Annotated in this window: 15 protein-coding genes; 3 read left to right on the top strand and 12 right to left on the bottom strand. The window is 74.9% G+C overall.

What is annotated here, in order from left to right:
* Positions 1 to 539: 539 nt before the first annotated feature.
* The 12 genes from tyrS to argC all read right to left on the bottom strand — a co-directional run bounded on the left by tyrS (position 540) and on the right by argC (position 13,726).
* Positions 540 to 1,802: a tyrosine--tRNA ligase gene (gene tyrS, locus KOV94_RS20160; RefSeq protein ID WP_218053015.1), complete on the bottom strand. Its 1,263-nt coding sequence runs from the start codon at positions 1,800 to 1,802 to the stop codon at positions 540 to 542.
* Positions 1,803 to 2,010: 208 nt separating this feature from the next.
* Positions 2,011 to 2,712, bottom strand: a complete 702-nt coding sequence (locus tag KOV94_RS20165) for a DNA-3-methyladenine glycosylase (RefSeq protein ID WP_162351785.1) — start codon at positions 2,710 to 2,712, stop codon at positions 2,011 to 2,013.
* 174 nt (positions 2,713 to 2,886) lie between these two features.
* Positions 2,887 to 3,465 carry a uridine kinase family protein gene (locus KOV94_RS20170; protein WP_235843410.1) on the bottom strand — a complete coding sequence of 193 codons (579 nt, stop codon included), beginning with the start codon at positions 3,463 to 3,465 and terminating at the stop codon, positions 2,887 to 2,889.
* Between the two features lie 35 nt (positions 3,466 to 3,500).
* Positions 3,501 to 4,802, bottom strand: a complete 1,302-nt coding sequence (locus KOV94_RS21385) for a methyl-accepting chemotaxis protein (RefSeq protein WP_218053016.1) — start codon at positions 4,800 to 4,802, stop codon at positions 3,501 to 3,503.
* Between the two features lie 109 nt (positions 4,803 to 4,911).
* Positions 4,912 to 6,339 carry an argininosuccinate lyase gene (argH, locus tag KOV94_RS20180; RefSeq protein WP_124342599.1) on the bottom strand — a complete coding sequence of 476 codons (1,428 nt, stop codon included), beginning with the start codon at positions 6,337 to 6,339 and terminating at the stop codon, positions 4,912 to 4,914.
* Positions 6,332 to 7,573 (bottom strand): argininosuccinate synthase, encoded by a 1,242-nt coding sequence (locus tag KOV94_RS20185; protein ID WP_124342598.1) that lies wholly within the window; start codon positions 7,571 to 7,573, stop codon positions 6,332 to 6,334. The genes argH and KOV94_RS20185 overlap by 8 nt, the downstream gene beginning before the upstream one ends.
* 42 nt (positions 7,574 to 7,615) lie before the next feature.
* Positions 7,616 to 8,182 (bottom strand): arginine repressor, encoded by a 567-nt coding sequence (locus KOV94_RS20190; RefSeq protein WP_124342597.1) that lies wholly within the window; start codon positions 8,180 to 8,182, stop codon positions 7,616 to 7,618.
* A complete protein-coding gene (argF, locus tag KOV94_RS20195) occupies positions 8,179 to 9,111 on the bottom strand; it encodes an ornithine carbamoyltransferase (RefSeq protein ID WP_218053017.1) in 933 nt (310 codons plus the stop codon). The genes KOV94_RS20190 and argF overlap by 4 nt, the downstream gene beginning before the upstream one ends.
* On the bottom strand, positions 9,108 to 10,415 hold the full coding sequence (locus tag KOV94_RS20200; protein ID WP_124342595.1) for an acetylornithine transaminase: 1,308 nt from the start codon (positions 10,413 to 10,415) through the stop codon (positions 9,108 to 9,110). Before KOV94_RS20200 ends, argF begins: the two co-directional genes overlap by 4 nt.
* Positions 10,412 to 11,398: an acetylglutamate kinase gene (gene argB, locus KOV94_RS20205; protein ID WP_218053018.1), complete on the bottom strand. Its 987-nt coding sequence runs from the start codon at positions 11,396 to 11,398 to the stop codon at positions 10,412 to 10,414. The genes KOV94_RS20200 and argB overlap by 4 nt, the downstream gene beginning before the upstream one ends.
* Positions 11,395 to 12,612 (bottom strand): bifunctional glutamate N-acetyltransferase/amino-acid acetyltransferase ArgJ, encoded by a 1,218-nt coding sequence (gene argJ / locus KOV94_RS20210; protein WP_218053019.1) that lies wholly within the window; start codon positions 12,610 to 12,612, stop codon positions 11,395 to 11,397. The genes argB and argJ overlap by 4 nt, the downstream gene beginning before the upstream one ends.
* A 49-nt stretch (positions 12,613 to 12,661) precedes the next feature.
* Positions 12,662 to 13,726, bottom strand: coding sequence for an N-acetyl-gamma-glutamyl-phosphate reductase (gene argC, locus KOV94_RS20215; RefSeq protein WP_218053020.1), 1,065 nt, complete (start codon positions 13,724 to 13,726; stop codon positions 12,662 to 12,664).
* Positions 13,727 to 13,775: 49 nt separating this feature from the next.
* On the opposite strand from argC, the gene KOV94_RS20220 reads away from it, so the two are divergent.
* Genes KOV94_RS20220 through KOV94_RS20230 form a run of 3 tightly spaced genes read left to right on the top strand, consistent with a single transcriptional unit; the run spans position 13,776 to position 16,926 of the window.
* Complete coding sequence (locus tag KOV94_RS20220) at positions 13,776 to 14,792, top strand: quinone oxidoreductase family protein (RefSeq protein WP_225917075.1); 1,017 nt, start codon at positions 13,776 to 13,778, stop codon at positions 14,790 to 14,792.
* Positions 14,789 to 15,568 carry a DsbA family oxidoreductase gene (locus KOV94_RS20225; protein ID WP_235843550.1) on the top strand — a complete coding sequence of 260 codons (780 nt, stop codon included), beginning with the start codon at positions 14,789 to 14,791 and terminating at the stop codon, positions 15,566 to 15,568. The genes KOV94_RS20220 and KOV94_RS20225 overlap by 4 nt, the downstream gene beginning before the upstream one ends.
* Before the next feature lie 47 nt (positions 15,569 to 15,615).
* Positions 15,616 to 16,926: a TrpB-like pyridoxal phosphate-dependent enzyme gene (locus tag KOV94_RS20230; RefSeq protein WP_218053021.1), complete on the top strand. Its 1,311-nt coding sequence runs from the start codon at positions 15,616 to 15,618 to the stop codon at positions 16,924 to 16,926.
* Positions 16,927 to 16,954 lie beyond the last annotated feature (28 nt).

Raw genomic sequence — 16,954 nt, forward strand, 5'->3', positions numbered from 1 at the left:
ATCGAGAACATTACGCGGGCCCGGGCGGCGGAGGCAAATCCGGTTGCGGTGACCCCCGTCACCAGGCATACGGATGACGCGGTCTGAGGCCGCGAAGGGCGCCCTGACCTGGGCCGACGCCCCGCGGGGCTGCCGGCGGACCTTCCCTGGGGTCCGGTGCTCCCCCGGTCCTGCAGGCCTCGCGCGTCCGGCATGTCCGGTCCGACCGCCCGGGCGACTCGCGCGCCCGGGCCGACCCCTGCGTGTGCCGATGCCCCCGCGCTCACTGACGCGCTCCGGGGCGCACCCCCGTGCGACTGACGGTCGGTCGACGTGCGCGGCGCGGGCCCGGCTTTCGGGCGCAAGCCGGGCCGGTGGACGACCGTCCCGTCGACCGCGAGCGTGGGGGGCTGCCCGACGGCGGAGGTGCGGTCACGGGGTGCGCGTCGACCACGGATGCGCGGGCCCACGCGTGCGCCTCGACGACGACGGATGCCCGGCCCCACGAGGGGACCGGGCATCCGGGAGGGGTCGAGCGGTGCGGCTGGAGCTGGCGTGGTTCAGGCGTGCGCGTCGACCACCGCGAGGGTGCGCTTGCCGCGGCGGAGGATCGCCCACCTCCCGTGCAGGAGGTCCTCGGTGCGCAGGACCGCGTCCTCCGCCTCGACCCGGACGTTGTTGACCGACGCGCCGCCCTCGCCGATCGCCCGGCGAGCCGCCGCCTTCGAGGCGACGATGCCCGACGCGGCGAGCACGTCGACCACCGGGTCGCCCGCACGGCCGGGAGCGGTCGGGAGCTCGGCGACGGCGGCGGCGAGCGTCGACTCGTCGAGGTCGCCGAGCGACCCCCGGCCGAAGAGCGCCTGGCTCGCCGCGACCACCTTGTCGGCCGCGGCGGTGCCGTGCACGAGCGACGTGACGTCGTGCGCCAGGGCGCGCTGCGCCTCGCGGGCGGCCGGTCGCTGCACCACCGCGTCGGCGAGCTCCTCGATCTGCTCGTGCGAGCGGAACGTGAAGATCTTCAGGTACTTCACGACGTCGGCGTCGTCGGCGTTGAGCCAGAACTGGTAGAAGGCGTACGGCGTCGTGAGCTCGGCGTCGAGCCACACGGTGCCGGCCTCCGTCTTGCCGAACTTGGTGCCGTCGGCCTTCGTCACGAGCGGCGTGGTCAGCGCGTGGACGGCGGTGCCCTCGACCTTGCGGATGAGCTCGACGCCCGAGAGGAGGTTGCCCCACTGGTCGCTCCCGCCGGTCTGGAGCGTCACGCCGTGCCGACGGTGCAGCTCCAGGAAGTCCATGCCCTGCAGGATCTGGTAGCTGAACTCGGTGAAGCTGATGCCCTGCTCGCTGCTGAGTCGACGCGCGACGGTGTCCTTCGCGAGCATGGTGCCGAGGCGGAAGTGCTTGCCGACGTCGCGCAGGAAGTCGATCGCCGACAGCGGTGCCGTCCAGTCGAGGTTGTTCACCATGGTCGCGGCGGCCGGGCCGTCGAAGCGCAGCAGCGGCTCGATCTGGCGGCGGATGCGCTCGACCCAGCCGGCGACGATCTCCGGCGAGTTGAGGGTGCGCTCGCCCGTCATCTTCGGGTCGCCGATGAGCCCGGTCGCGCCGCCGACGAGCGCGAGCGGGCGGTGACCGGCGTCCTGGAGGCGCCGCACGGTGAGGATCTGGACCAGGTTGCCGATGTGCAGGCTCGGCGCGGTCGGGTCGAAGCCGCAGTACAGCGTCACCTGGCCGTCCGAGAGGGCGGCGCGCAGCGCGTCGGCGTCGGTGGTCTGGGCGACGAGACCGCGCCACGCGAGCTCGTCGAGGATGTGGGTCACGAGGGTTCTCCTGCGAAGGTCGGGGCGGCCGTGGTCACGGCGCCCTCGAGAGGCGGGGTGCTCCGGGGGGACCGCGCGTCCCGGGCGGGCCGCGAGTCCTGGGCGTGCGTCGCGTCCGAGGTCGCCGGCACGCCGTGGACGGGCCGGCTGCCCCGCGCGAGCACGCGACCCGCGGAGCGCGGTGGGCACAGGGCCGACGTCGTCGTCCTCACGGGACGTCTACCGACGCCGGCCGCCGATACGCGGGCCGGTACGCCGACACGGTGCGCTCCCCCGTCAGCCAGTAGCGCCAGGGGAAGTGCGCCTCGCCGCCGGCGCCGGACACGCCGACGCGCGGGCCCGACGCGTGCGCGGACAGCGACGACCCCGCGTGCCGGTGCAGCACGGTCGCGCCGCCGGCCTCCGTGAGGTCCGCACCGTTGGCGCGCAGGTCCAGGCCGAGGCACACCGCCAGCCGGGCGGGGCCACGTGCCAGCTGCCGCTGGGAGTCGACGACGCCGACGCGCTCGCGACGCTCCCACGCGAGGTCCTCGCCCTCGACGACCTCGCCCGCGCGGAGCAGGACCGCGGCCGGGCTGCCCGTCGGCTGGGCGACGACGTTGAGGCAGTGGTGCAGGCCCAGGTGGCGGTAGACGTACAGGCGTCCGGGCTCCGCGAACATCACCGCGTTGCGCGACGTGCGGCCGCGGTAGGCGTGCGAGCCCGGGTCGTCGGCGCCGCCGTAGGCCTCGACCTCGGTGAGGCGCACCGTCACGTCGCCCTCGGGCGACCGCGACGTCAGGTAGGAGCCCAGCAGGTCCCGGGCGACGACGTGCACGTCGCGGCTGTACCAGACGCGGGCGGGCACCGCGACGACCGCGCGCGGGTCGGCCGCGTCCGGTGTCGTCGGTACCTCGCTGGGCTGGGTCACGCGCTCATCCTGCCGCACCGGCCGCGCGACCGGCTCGCCGATCCGGGTCGCGGACGCCGAGCGTCGGCGTGCGGACCGCGCGAGCGTCGCCGTGCCGACCACGCACCCCACGCCGCCCGGACCGCCCGATCTTCGCGGTGAAGCCGCGCGACCATCGGCGGACGGGCCGTGCGATCAGCGCTCGACGAGGCGGCCGACGGCGTCGACGTGCACGTCCGCGCGCTCGCGCGTGCGCTCCCGGGCGAAGTGCTCCTGCTCGGCGACCATCCACGCGAGCCAGTGCTCGCGGGCGTCGGCGCCGTCGCGCTCGAGCCCGCGCGACAGGCGCAGGTCGCGGGGTGCTTCGACCCAGACCTTCACCGCCGCGACCGGGTCCGCCGCGGTCCGCGCCGACCCGCAGCCGTCGAGGACCAGGACGTCAGGCACCGGGACGTCGTGCCACTCGGCGAACGCGCCCGCCGTCCAGTCGTACCGGCGGTAACGGCCCGGCCGACCGGCCGCGAGCGGCCCGAGCACCTGCGCGTCGAGCCGCTCCCACACGCCCTCGAGGTCGGACCACCCGTCGAGCAGGTCGTCGACGTGGAGCACGGTCGCGCCCAGTGCCGCGCCGACCCGGCGCGCGAGCGTCGACTTGCCGGAGCCGGCCGGGCCGTCGACGCAGACGAGCCGCACACCACCGAGGCGGGGCCGGGCGGCACGCGCCCGCGCGACGACCGCGTCGACGGCGTCGGTCCCGGACGTCGGAACGGTCACGCGGCCTCCTCTCGACGGAGAGGACATCATGCCGGTCAGAGGCGGAACGCGGCCGTCGAGGACGCCAGGCGCTCCGACACCTCCGCGATCGACCCGACGGTGACGCTCTCGCGCGCGAGGGCGTCGCTGGTCCGCCCCGCACCGCCCGCGACCGACGACACGGACGTCGCGATCTCCCCGATGCCCGTCGCCGCCTCGCCGACGCCGCGCGACATCGCGGCGGTCGTCGCGGACTGCTCCTCGACCGCCGCGGCGATCGTGGACTGGTACTCGTTGATCGCCGCGATGACCTGGGTGATGCGTCCGATGGCGTCCACCGCGGCCGTGGTGTCGACCTGGATCGCCGCGATCCGGCGCGCGATCTCGTCCGTCGCGCGCGCGGTCTCGCCCGCGAGCTCCTTGACCTCGTTCGCGACGACGACGAAGCCCTTGCCCGCGTCGCCCGCCCGGGCCGCCTCGATGGTCGCGTTGAGCGCCAGCAGGTTCGTCTGCTCCGCGATCGACGTGATGAGCCGCACGACGGCGCCGATCTGCTCCGAGGAGTCGCCGAGGCGTCCGACGGTGCGGACCGCCTCGTCCACGGCGGTCGTCGCCTCGGTCGCGACGTGCAGCGCCTCGCCCGCGTTGCTCGCGATCTGCCGGATCGAGGCGCCCATCTGGTCGGCACCGGCCGCGACGGACCGGACGGTCTGCGCGACCTGCTCGGCCGCCGAGGCGGCGGCGTCGGCGTCGGAGCTCGCACGCTCGGCCGTGGCCGACAGCGTCCGGTTGCCGTCGTCGAGCTGCTGCGCCGCGTCGTGGAGGACGACCACCTCGTCGGCGACGCCCCGGAGCGAGCCGTGCAGCGCGTCGAGGCCGGTGTCGAGCGCACGGCCCGCGCGGCCGATCTGGTCGCGGTTGTCGAGCCGCGTGCGCTGGGTGAGGTCGCCGGCCTCCACCGCGGCGGACACCCGGAACAGCCGGCTCAGCTCGCGGTCGATCGCGTGGGCGCCCCACGTGGTGAGGCCGCCCGCGAGCACCGTCGCGCCGACGCCGAGGCCGAGGAGCGTGCGGCGCGTCGCGCCGACGTGCTCCGCGACCGCCGGGTCGCCGCCCGCGAGCGCGACGACCTCGGTGCCGTCCACCCAGGCGACGACGACGACGGCCAGGGTCATCGTGAGCATGACGAGCGCGAGCGTGAGGACCTTCGCGCGGATCGACATGTTCGCGAACCACCGCTGGAAGCCCGTGAGGGTGCTCAGGTACGGCCGGTCCAGCGCGGCCGCCCGCCGCGCCGACCGGGCGGCCCCCTTCGCGGGGTGGACGTCAGGACTCACGGCCGTGCCGGTGGTGCTCACTCGGGTGTCGCTCCTCGTCGTGCCGACCACGCCGAGGGCTGACGCGAGCCGACGTGGGGTCGCCGGACCCATCGGTCGACGACCCCTCGCGATGAGGGTTCTGCCCGCGTCAGTCCGGGGCGAAGCGCGCACGCAGGGCCGTCGCCGCCTCGCGCGCGGCCGCGAGCTGCTCGGCGACGCGCACGGGGGCGGTGCCGCCGGCGGCGTCGCGCGAGGCGAGCGAGCCCTCGACGGACAGGACCGACCGGACCCCGCTCGTGAGGTGCGGGGAGATCGCGAGGAGGTCGTCGTCGCTGAGCTCCCACAGCTCGATCGCGGGCTTCCGCTCCTCGCACGCGCGGACGCACGCCCCGGCGATCTCGTGCGCGACCCGGAACGCCACGCCCTCGCGGACGAGCCACTCGGCGACGTCCGTGGCCAGCGAGAAGCCCTGCGGCGCGAGCTCGGCCATGCGGTCGGTGTCGAACGTGAGGGTCGCGACCATCCCCGCGAACGCGGGCAGGAGGACCGTCAGCTGGTCGACCTGGTCGAACACCGGCTCCTTGTCCTCCTGCAGGTCGCGGTTGTACGCGAGCGGGAGGCCCTTGAGCGTCGTGAGCAGGCCGGTGAGGTCGCCGACGAGGCGCCCCGCCTTGCCGCGCGCGAGCTCGGCGACGTCCGGGTTCTTCTTCTGCGGCATGATGCTCGACCCCGTGGAGTAGGCGTCGTGCAGCCGCACGAAGCCGAACTCCTTGGTCGACCAGAGCACGACCTCCTCCGCGAGCCGGGAGACGTCGACCGCGAGCATCGCGGCGACGAACGCGAACTCCGCGACGACGTCGCGCGACGCGGTGCCGTCGATCGAGTTCTCGACGGGACCGTCGAACCCGAGCTCCGCCGCGACCGCGGCCGGGTCGAGCCCGAGCGACGAACCGGCGAGCGCACCCGAGCCGTAGGGCGAGCGCGCGGCGCGCGCGTCCCAGTCGACCCAGCGGCCGACGTCGCGCAGCAGCGGCCACGCGTGCGCCAGCAGGTGGTGCGCGAGGAGGACCGGCTGCGCGTGCTGCAGGTGCGTGCGGCCCGGCATCGGGGCGTCGCCCGCGGCCGACGCCTGCGCGACGAGCGCGTCGACGACGTCGAGCACGAGACCCGACAGGACGCGCGCCTGCTCGCGCAGGTACATCCGCACGAGCGTCGCGATCTGGTCGTTGCGCGAGCGCCCCGCGCGCAGCTTGCCGCCGAGGTCGGCGCCGGCGCGCTCGATCAGGCCGCGCTCGAGGGCCGTGTGCACGTCCTCGTCGTCGGGCGCCGGGCCGAACGCGCCCGACGCGACGTCGGCGCGCAGCCGCTCGAGCGCGTCGACCATGCCGTCGAGCTCGTCGGCGGTGAGCAGCCCGGCCCGGTGCAGGACGCGCGCGTGCGCGACCGACCCCGAGATGTCGTGGTCGGCGAGCCGCCAGTCGAAGTGCGTCGACCGCGACAGGTCGGCGAGCGCGGCGGCCGGTCCGGACGCGAACCGGCCGCCCCACAGGGCCAGGGGTGCCTGCTCGTCAGACACTGCCGATCCCACCCTGCGAGCCGAGGTCCTCGGCGTTGCCGAAACGCACGTCGCGCGCCGCGGCGAGCTTGGACGACAGGCCGTAGATCTCGATGAACCCGCGGGCGGCGGACTGGTCGAACGTGTCGCCCGTGTCGTACGTCGCGAGGTTGAAGTCGTAGAGCGACGCGTCGGAGCGGCGGCCCGACACGGTCGCGCGACCGCCGTGCAGAACGAGGCGCACGTCGCCCGAGACGTACTTCTGGGTGTCGTCGATGAACACGTCGAGCGACTTCTTGAGGGGCGAGAACCACTGGCCGTCGTAGACGAGCTCGGTCCAGCGCTGCTCGACGCCGCGCTTGAACCGGGCCTGCTCGCGCTCGACGGTGACGTTCTCGAGCTCCTGGTGCGCGGCGATGAGCGCGATCGCGCCCGGCGCCTCGTAGACCTCGCGGGACTTGATGCCGACGAGGCGGTCCTCGACGATGTCGATCCGGCCGACGCCCTGGGCGCCCGCACGGCGGTTCATCTCCTGGATGGCCTGGAGCGGCGTGACCGGCACGCCGTCGAGCGCGACCGGGACACCGGCCTCGAACGTGACGACGACCTCGTCGGCGACCGGGGGGAACGTCGGGTCGTCGGTGTAGGTGTAGACGTCCTTCGTCGGGGCGTTCCAGATGTCCTCGAGGAACCCCGTCTCGACGGCGCGGCCCCACACGTTCTGGTCGATCGAGAACGGGTTGTGCTTGGTCGTCGCGATCGGCAGGTCGTGCTTCTCGGCGAAGTCGATCGCCTTGTCGCGCGTGAGCGCGAGGTCGCGGACGGGTGCGAGGCAGGTCAGGTCGGGCGCGAGCGAGGTGATGCCGACCTCGAAGCGGACCTGGTCGTTGCCCTTGCCGGTGCAGCCGTGCGCGACGGTCGTCGCGCCGAACTGGCGGGCGGCGCGCACGAGGTGCTTGACGATCACCGGACGCGAGAGCGCCGAGACCAGCGGGTAGCGGTCGAGGTACAGGCCGTTCGCCTTGAGGGCGGGCATGCAGTACTCGGCGGCGAACTCGTCGCGCGCGTCGGCGACGTACGCCTCGACCGCGCCGCAGTCGAGCGCACGCCGACGGATGACCTCGAGGTCCTCGCCGCCCTGGCCGACGTCGACCGCCACGGCGATGACCTCGGCACCGGTGGCCTCCGCGATCCAGCCGATGCCGACGGACGTGTCCAGGCCGCCGGAGTACGCGAGGACGACACGCTCAGTCATGGAACTTCTCTCTTCTCAGGGGGTGTGCGGGTCTGGGGGTGCTCAGTCGAGGGTGCGCTGACGCGACTCGGGTCGCGCGTCGGTCGCGAGCGCGAGGAAGCGGGCCGCGAGCGCGGTGCCCGCGGCCGCCGGCCCGGCGGTGTCGTCGCCCTCGCGGGCGATGACGAGGACGGTGTCGTCGCCCGCGATCGTGCCGAGCACGGCGGGCAGCACCGAGTGGTCGATCGCCGAGGCGAGGAACTGCGCCGCGCCCGGCGGGGTGCGCAGGACGACGAGGTTGCCCGACGCCTCCGCGGTGACCAGGAGCTCCGCGCACAGGCGCGCGAGCCGCGCGGCGAGCATCTCCTCGTCGACGCCCGTCGTCGCGGTGCGGTGCCCGCCCTCGGCCGGGACCGCGTAGGCGAGCCCACCCGACGGGGTGCGCACCTTCACGGCACGCAGCTCGACGAGGTCGCGCGAGAGCGTCGCCTGCGTGACGGACACGCCCTCGGCGGCGAGGAGCTCCGCGAGCTGCTGCTGCGAGTGCACCGTGCCGCGGGTCAGCAGCGACTGGACGAGCGCCTGGCGCGCCGCCTTGGTCGACGGGACCGGCCCGGACGCGACAGTCACGACTGCTCCAGCAGCCAGGTCAGGAGCGCCTTCTGCGCGTGCAGACGGAACTCGGCCTCGTCCCAGACGACCGACTGCGGGCCGTCGAGCACGTCGGCGGTGATCTCCTTGCCGCGGTAGGCGGGCAGGCAGTGCAGGACGATCGCGTCGGGCGCGGCGATCGCCAGGGCGGCCGCGTCGACCCGGAACGGCACGAACGGCGTCTCGCGCGCGGCGGCCTCGCCCTCCTGGCCCATCGAGACCCACGTGTCGGTCGCGACGACGTCGGCACCCGTCACGGCCTCGGCGAGCGAGCCGACGACCGCGACCGAGCCGCCCGTGCGCTCGGCGATCGCCGCCGCGTCGGCGAGGACGCCCGCGTCGGGCGGGTACCCGTCGGGCGTGCCGATCCGCACGTGCAGCCCGGCCGTCGCGCCGCCCAGGAGGTAGGAGTGCGCCATGTTGTTCGCGCCGTCGCCCACGTACGCGAGCGTCTGGCCCGCGAGCCGCCCGACGCCGCCGCGGTGCAGCGCGACCGTCGCGAGGTCCGCGAGCACCTGGCACGGGTGGAACAGGTCCGTCAGCGCGTTCACGACGGGGACGCCCGCGTGCTGCGCCATCTCGTCGAGCCGCGACTGCTCGAACGTCCGCCAGACGACCGCCGCGACCTGCCGGCCGAGCACGCGCGCCGTGTCGGCGACCGACTCACGCACGCCGATCTGCGCGAGCTTGCCCTCGACGAGCAGCGGGTAGCCGCCGAGCTCGGCGACGCCCGTCGTGAACGACACCTGCGTGCGCAGCGTGGGCTTGTCGAAGATCACCGCGACCGCCCGCGGGCCGACCAGCGGGCGGCGCACGTACCGGTCGTCGCGGAACGCGAGCGCGAGCTCGAGGACCTCGCGCTGCTCCGCGGGCGTCAGGTCGTCGTCGCGCAGGAAGTGCCGCGTCATGCGTCGGCCCCCAGGTCCGCCGGGACCGCGGCGAGGAAGTCGACGAACGTGCCCGCCTGCTCCTCGGTGAGGACGAACGGCGGGGCGAGCCGGATCGTGGTCGGCGTGCACGGGTTGACGACGAAGCCCGCCTCGAGCGCCGCTGCGGCGACCTGCGGCGCGACGGGCCGGGCCAGCTCGATCGCGATCAGGAGACCCGCACCGCGCACGTCGGTCACCAGCGGGTGGCCGAGACCGGAGATCCGCGCGCGCAGCGTGGCGCCGAGCGTCCGGACGTGGTCGAGCAGGCCGTCGCGCTCGATCACCGCGATCGTCGCCAGGCCCGCCGCCGCGGCGACCGGGTTGCCGCCGAACGTCGTGCCGTGCTGGCCGCGGCCCAGCAGCGTGGCCGTCCGCTCGCCGTACGCGACGAGCGCGCCGACGGGGAACCCGCCGCCGAGGCCCTTCGCGAGCGTGACCGCGTCCGGCACGATGCCGCCGCCGATCTCCGGCTGCTGGTACGCGAGCCACGAGCCCGTCCGGCCCATCCCCGTCTGCACCTCGTCGAGGATGAGCAGCGCGCCGTGCTCGGCCGTGAGACGCCGCGCGAGCGCGAGGTAGCCCGGCGGCAGCGGGCGCACACCCGCTTCGCCCTGGATCGGCTCCACGACCAGCGCGGCGACCTGGGTGCCCGCACCGTCGGCGAACGCGGCCTCGAGCGCGGCGGCGTCGCCGAACGGCAGGAACTCGACACCGCCGGGCAGCGGCTCGAACGGCTCGCGGTAGGCCGCCTTGTGGGTGAGCGCGAGCGCGCCCATGGACCGGCCGTGGAACGCGCCCTCGAGCGCGAGGACCCGCGGGCGGTCCGGGCCGCCGTTGCGCCGGGCGAGCTTGAACGCCGCCTCGTTCGCCTCCGTGCCGGAGTTGGTGAGGAAGACGCGCGACCCCTCCGGTGCCTGCGCGAGCGACAGGAGCCGCTCCGCGAACGCGATCTGCGTCGGGCTCGCGAAGAAGTTCGACACGTGCCCGAGGGTGCCGAGCTGCGCGCTGATCGCCGCGGTCAGCGTCGGGTGCGCGTGGCCGAGCGAGTTGACCGCGATCCCGCCGAGCAGGTCGAGGTAGCGGCGGCCGTCGGCGTCCCACACGTACGGGCCCTCGCCACGCACGAGGACGCGCTGCGGGGCGCCGAACGTGTCCATGAGCGCGTGCGTGTAGCGCTCGGTCCACTGCGCGACCGAGCCGTCGACGGCCTGGACGGGCAGCGAGGCGTCGGGGGCCGCCGAGGCCCGGTGCCGGGCGCCCGAGGGCGTGACGTCGGTGCTCATGCGGGGACCTCCGGGGTGGGCCGGACGGCCGGCACGGGGGCGGTGAACGGGGCGTCGGCGGGCTCCTCGTCCGGCAGCACCATCGTGCCGATGCCGTCGGACGTGAAGACCTCGACGAGGATCGAGTGCGGGGCGCGGCCGTCGATCACGTGGGCACGGCCGACGCCGCCCTCGACGGCGCGCCAGCACGCCTCCATCTTCGGGCGCATGCCCGCGTCGAGGGACGGCAGCAGCTCGGCGAGCTCGCGGGAGCGCAGGCGGCGCACGAGCGACGTGCGGTCGGGCCAGCTCGTGTAGAGGCCCTCGACGTCCGTGAGGACGATGAGCTTACGCGCGCCGAGCGCGACCGCGAGCGCCGCGGCTGCGGTGTCGGCGTTGACGTTGAGCACCTGCGTCGGGTCGTCGATGTCCGGGGCGACCGTCGACACCACCGGGATGCGACCCGCGTCGAGCAGGTCCTGCACGGCGCCCGGGTTGACGTGCACGACGTCGCCCACGAGGCCGACGTCCACGTGCTCGCCGTCGACGACCGCGGTGCGGCGGCGCGCCTGGAACAGGCCGCCGTCCTCGCCCGAGAGGCCGACCGCGTGCGGGCCGTACGCGTTCAGGAGCCCGACGAGCTCGCGCGACACCTGGCCGGTCAGCACCATGCGGACGACGTCCATGGCCTCGGGCGTCGTGACGCGCAGGCCGCCCCGGAACTCCGACTCGATGCCGAGCCGGTCGAGCATCGCGTTGATCTGGGGGCCGCCGCCGTGCACGACGACCGGCCGCAGGCCGACCTGGTGCAGGAACACCATGTCCTCGGCGAACGCGCGCTTGAGCGTGTCGTCGATCATCGCGTTGCCGCCGTACTTCACGACGACCAGCGCGCCGCTGAACTTCTGCAGCCAGGGCAGCGCCTGGATCAGCACCTCCGCCTTCTGGTCCGGGCGCAGGTCCGTCCGGGTGTCGAAGACGAAGTCGTCGGGGATGCCGCTCATGTGGAGTACGCGCTGTTCTCGTGGACGTAGTCGTGCGTGAGGTCGTTGGTCCAGATCGTCGCGAGCTCGGTGCCCGCGTGGAGGTCGATGAGGACGTGCACCTCGCGGTTCGCGGCGAGGTCGACCTCGGTGCGGGGCGCGTGCGCTCCCCCGGCCCGGCAGACCTGCACGCCGTTGATCGTGACGTCGAGGAGCTCGGGGTCGAACGCGGCGACCGACTCGGGCACCGTCCCGACCTGCGCGAGCACGCGGCCCCAGTTCGGGTCGTTGCCGAAGATCGCGGCCTTGAAGAGGTTGGAGCGGGCCACGGCGCGGCCGACGGCGACCGCCGCGTCCTCGGTCTCGGCGCCGACCACGGTGATCGCGACGTCGTGCGTCGCACCCTCCGCGTCGGCGACGAGCTGCCGCGCGAGCTGACCGCACACGGCGGTGAGCGCGGCGGCGAAGCCCGCCGGGTCGGGCGTCGCGCCGCTCGCGCCGGAGACCAGCAGGGCGACCGTGTCCGAGGTCGACATGCAGCCGTCGGAGTCGACGCGGTCGAACGTGGCACGCGTGGCGGTGCGCAGCGCGTCGGCGGCGACGTCCGCGTCGACGACCGCGTCGGTCGTGATGACGCACAGCATCGTCGCGAGGCCCGGGGCGAGCATGCCCGCGCCCTTCGCCATGCCGCCCACGGTGAAGGTGCCGAAGTCGCCCGGGACGGTGACGTGCGCCGTCTTGGCGACGGTGTCGGTCGTCATGATCGCGGTCGCCGCGTCGGGGCCGCCCTCGCCGTGCAGCGCCGCGGCGGCCTCGTCGACGCCCGCGAGGAGCTTCTCGATGGGCAGGCGCTCACCGATCAGGCCGGTCGACGCCACGACCACGTCGCCCGCGGAGACGTCGAGGACGTCGGCGACCTTCTCGGCCGTGCGGTGCACGTCGGCGAACCCGTCCGGGCCCGTGCAGACGTTCGCGCCGCCCGAGTTGAGGACGACGGCCGAGACCGTGCTGTCGGCGACGACCTGGCGCGACCACACGACGGGTGCGCCGACCACGCGGTTCGTCGTGAACACGGCCGTGCCGACCTGCAGCGGCCCGTCGTTGACGACGAGCGCGAGGTCCGGGCGGCCGGACGCCTTGAGCCCGGCGGTCACGCCGGACGCGCGGAAGCCCGCGGCGGCGGTCACGCCGGGCGAGGCGAGGTCGTCGGTGTCGACGGCGGTCTGCTGTGCCATCAGTCCTCCTGGTCCACTGTCAGGCCGGTGCTCGTCACGCTCGTGCCGCTCACGGCGCGACGCCCTCGAGCGGGAGGCCGAGCGTCTCGGGCAGGCCGAGCGCGAGGTTGAGCGACTGCAGCGCGCCGCCCGCGGTCCCCTTGACGAGGTTGTCGATCGCCGTCACGGTCACGACGCGGCCGGCGCGCGCGTCGACCGCGACCTGCACGAGCGCGGTGTTCGCGCCCAGCGTCGCAGCCGTCGTCGGCCACTGCCCCTCGGGGAGCAGCTGCACGAACGGCTCGTCGGCGTAGGCGGCCTCCCACGCGGCGCGCACGGCCGCCGGGGCGGTGCCCTCGACGAGCCGGGCGGTCGCCGTCGCGAGGATGCCGCGCGACATCGGCACGAGCGTCGGGGTGAACGAGATCGTCACGTCGGGCGCGCCCGCGGCCCGGAGGTTCTGGGCGATCTCCGGGATGTGCCGGTGCGTGCCACCGACGGCGTACGGCTGCGCGGAGCCGAGGGCCTCGCTCGCGAGGAGGTGCGTCCTGAGGGTCCGACCGGCGCCGGAGTAGCCGACGGCGAGGACCGCGACCACGTCGACGGGCTCGATCACGCCCGCGGCGACGCCGGGCTGGAGGCCGAGCGTGACCGCGGTGACGTTGCAGCCGGGGACGGCGATGCGTCGCGCGCCCGCGAGCGCGTCGCGCTGGGCGGAGGCCGTCGGCTCGCCGGCGTGCAGCAGCTCGGGCAGGCCGTAGGGCCAGGTGCCGGCGTGCGCGCTGCCGTAGTACGTCTCCCACGCGACGGGATCCACGAGGCGGTGGTCCGCACCGAGGTCGACGACGATCGCGCCGTCCCCGCGCTCCGCGAGCTCGGCGGCGACGGCGCCGCTCGCGCCGTGCGGAAGGGCGAGCACGACGACGTCGTGCCCCGCGAGCGCCTCGACACCCGTCGGCGCGAGGACCCGGTCCGCGAGGGAGCGCAGGTGCGGGTGGATGCCGCCGAGGGTCGCGCCCGCGTTGGAGTGGGCCGTGAGGGCACCGATGCGGGCCTCGGGGTGCGCGAGGAGCACCCGGAGCATCTCGCCCCCGGCGTACCCGCTGGCCCCCGCGACCGCCACGCTGAACGTCATGTGCATGAACATACACGGTGGTGCACGAAGATACGTGCACGATTCCGGGATGACGCGCCGACGGAGCCGCGTTGCGGCTGACGTGCGCGCCATCCTCGCCACCGCCGCGGGCGGTCCCGACGTCCTCGAGCTCCGTGACGTGCCCGACCCCGAGCCCGGTCCCGACCAGGTGCTCGTGCGCGTCGCCGCCGCGGGCGTGAACTTCATCGACACCTACCGCCGCAGCGGGCTGTACCGCGTCTCCTACCCGCACGTCGTGGGGGCCGAGGGGTCCGGCGAGGTCGTCGCCGTCGGCGCCGACGTCACGCTCGTCGCTCCCGGTGACCGGGTGGCCTGGGCCGCGTCGCCCGGCGCGTACGCCGAGCTCGCGCTCGTCGCCGAGCGGGACGTGCTCGTCGTCCCCGCGGGCGTCGACGACCAGGTCGCCGCCGCGCTCCCCCTGCAGGGCATGACCGCGCACTACCTCGTCACGTCCTCGTTCCCCGTCGCGGTCGGCCACGACGTGCTCGTGCACGCCGCCGCGGGCGGCGTCGGTCTGCTGCTCACGCAGCTCGCGGCCCAGCGGGGCGCGCGCGTCATCGCGACCGTCGGGACCGCCGAGAAGGAGGCGCTCGCGCGCGCGGCCGGCGCCGCCGACGTCATCCGCTACCGCGAGCTCGACGACCTCACCACGGAGCTGCCCGCGCTCGTGCGCGACCTCACGGGCGGGCGCGGCGTGCACGCCGTCTACGACTCCGTGGGCAAGGACACCTTCGACGCGTCCCTCGCGTCGCTCGCCCGGCGCGGCACGCTCGTGCTGTTCGGCGCGTCGTCCGGGCCGGTGCCGCCGTTCGACCCGCAGCGGCTCAACTCCGGCGGCTCGCTGTTCCTCACCCGCCCGACGCTCGGCGACCACACCGCGACCCGCGACGAGCTCGACTGGCGCGCTCGCGAGCTGTTCGACGCCGTCCTCGCGGGCACGCTCGACGTGCGGGTCGGTGCCACGTTCCCCCTGGCCGACGCGGCCGACGCCCACCGCGCGCTCGAGTCGCGCTCCACCACCGGAAAGGTCCTGATCCTCCCGTGACCACCCTCCGCACCCTCGACCACGTCGACGGGTCCGTCGTCGGCCCGCGCCCGCTGCACGTCGAGGTCTGGTCGGACATCGCGTGCCCGTGGTGCTTCATCGGCAAGCGCCGGTTCGCCTCCGCGCTGGCCGAGTTCCCGCACCGCGCGCACGTGCGCGTCACGTGGCGCTCCTACGAGCTCTCCCCCGACACGCCCACCGGGCCGGGACGTCCGGAGGTCGACGCACTCGTCGAGCACAAGGGCATGCCCGCCGACCGCGTGCGCGAGATGTTCGCGCACGTGACGGCCGTGGCCGCGGGCGAGGGCCTCGCGTACGACTTCGACCGCGCGCTCGCGTTCAACACGTTCGACGCGCACCGGCTCGTGCACGTCGCCGCCGAGGCCGGCGGGGCGCCGCTCGCGGACGCGCTCGTCGAGACGCTGTTCTCCGCGCACTTCGAGCACGGGCGCGACCTGGGCGACCCGGCGACGCTCGTCGAGCTCGCCGCCGCCGCGGGCATGGGCGCGGCCGGGCTGTCCGACGACGACGTCCGCGAGGTGCTCGACGGCGACCGCGCCGCCGACGCCGTGCGGGCCGACGAGGCGCAGGCGCGCCTGCTCGGCGTCACGGGTGTGCCGTTCTTCGTCGTGGACCGACGCATCGCCGTGTCGGGCGCGCAGCCCGCTGCGGTCTTCACGCAGCTGCTCGAGGCGGGATGGCGCGAGGCCAACCCGCTGACCGTCCTCGGCGACGCCGACGCGGCCGCGTGCACGGACGACTCCTGCGCGATCTGAGCACCGTTCCGGCGCGGGGCGCCGTCGTCGCGGCCTAGGGTCGCGCCATGACCACCACGCCCGACGACGTGCGCCCCGCCCCCCGGACCGACCCGCTCGGGGTCGTCGTCCCCTCGTCCGTGCCGACCCACTGGTACAACCTCGCGGCCGACCTGCCCGAGCCGTGCCCGCCCGCGCTGCACCCCAGCACGCGCGAGCCGCTCACGCCCGACGACCTGGCCCCGCTGTTCCCGATGGCGCTCATCGCGCAGGAGGTGACGACGGAGCGCTGGGTCGAGATCCCGCAGACCGTGCGCGAGCTGTACGCGCTGTGGCGGCCGTCGCCGCTGGTGCGCGCCGTGCGGCTCGAGCGCGCGCTCGGCACGCCCGCGCGGATCTACTACAAGTACGAGGGCGTGAGCCCGGTCGGGTCGCACAAGCCGAACACGGCCGTCGCGCAGGCGTACTACAACGCGGTCGAGGGCATCACGAAGCTCACGACCGAGACCGGCGCGGGCCAGTGGGGCGCGTCGCTGTCGATGGCGTGCTCCCTGCTCGGGCTCGAGTGCGAGGTGTGGCAGGTGCGCGCGTCGTACGACGCCAAGCCCTACCGCCGCATGCAGATGGAGACGTACGGCGGCGTGTGCCACCCGTCGCCGTCGGACCTGACGGAGTCCGGTCGCGCGATGCTCGCCGCCGACCCCGACACCACCGGGTCGCTCGGCATGGCGATCAGCGAGGCCGTCGAGGCCGCCGCGACGAACCCCGCGGCGCACTACGCGCTCGGGTCCGTGCTCAACCACGTGCTGCTGCACCAGTCCGTCATCGGCCAGGAGGCCCTCGCGCAGCTCGACGAGATCGGCGAGACGGCCGACGTCGTGTTCGGCTGCGCGGGCGGCGGGTCGAACCTCGGCGGGCTCGCGTTCCCGTTCCTCGGCCGCAACCTGCGCGACGGCGCGACCACCCGCATCGTCGCGTGCGAGCCCGCCGCGTGCCCGTCGCTGACGCAGGGCGAGTACCGGTACGACTTCGGCGACGTCGCCGGGCTCACGCCGCTGCTCAAGATGCACACGCTCGGCAAGGACTTCGTGCCGCCGCCCATCCACGCCGGCGGCCTGCGCTACCACGGCATGGCGCCGATGGTGTCGCACGCCTACGAGCTCGGGCTGCTGTCCGCGATCGCCGTCGAGCAGGAGGACGCGTTCGCCGCCGGCGTCGAGTTCGCGCGCGCCGAGGGGATCATCCCCGCGCCCGAGTCGACGCACGCCGTCGCCGGCGCCATCGCGCACGCGCGCGCGGCGACCGAGGCGGAGACGATCGTCATCGGCCTGTCCGGCAACGGGATCCTCGACCTGCCCGCCTACCACCAGTACGTCTGACGCGGTCGCGCGGCCCGGGCGACGCGTC

Origin of the sequence: Cellulomonas algicola, assembly GCF_019024305.1 — a bacterium.
Lineage (GTDB): Bacteria > Actinomycetota > Actinomycetes > Actinomycetales > Cellulomonadaceae > Cellulomonas > Cellulomonas algicola.

What these genes read in the sequence shown, in the direction of transcription:
- argF (WP_218053017.1), bottom strand. Translation starts at nt 9,111, where the DNA reads ATGACGCGGCACTTCCTGCGCGACGACGACCTGACGCCCGCGGAGCAG.
- KOV94_RS20220 (WP_225917075.1), top strand. Translation starts at nt 13,776, where the DNA reads ATGACGCGCCGACGGAGCCGCGTTGCGGCTGACGTGCGCGCCATCCTC.
- KOV94_RS20200 (WP_124342595.1), bottom strand. Translation starts at nt 10,415, where the DNA reads ATGAGCACCGACGTCACGCCCTCGGGCGCCCGGCACCGGGCCTCGGCG.
- argB (WP_218053018.1), bottom strand. Translation starts at nt 11,398, where the DNA reads ATGAGCGGCATCCCCGACGACTTCGTCTTCGACACCCGGACGGACCTG.
- argC (WP_218053020.1), bottom strand. Translation starts at nt 13,726, where the DNA reads ATGACGTTCAGCGTGGCGGTCGCGGGGGCCAGCGGGTACGCCGGGGGC.
- KOV94_RS20230 (WP_218053021.1), top strand. Translation starts at nt 15,616, where the DNA reads ATGACCACCACGCCCGACGACGTGCGCCCCGCCCCCCGGACCGACCCG.
- KOV94_RS20185 (WP_124342598.1), bottom strand. Translation starts at nt 7,573, where the DNA reads ATGACTGAGCGTGTCGTCCTCGCGTACTCCGGCGGCCTGGACACGTCC.
- argJ (WP_218053019.1), bottom strand. Translation starts at nt 12,612, where the DNA reads ATGGCACAGCAGACCGCCGTCGACACCGACGACCTCGCCTCGCCCGGC.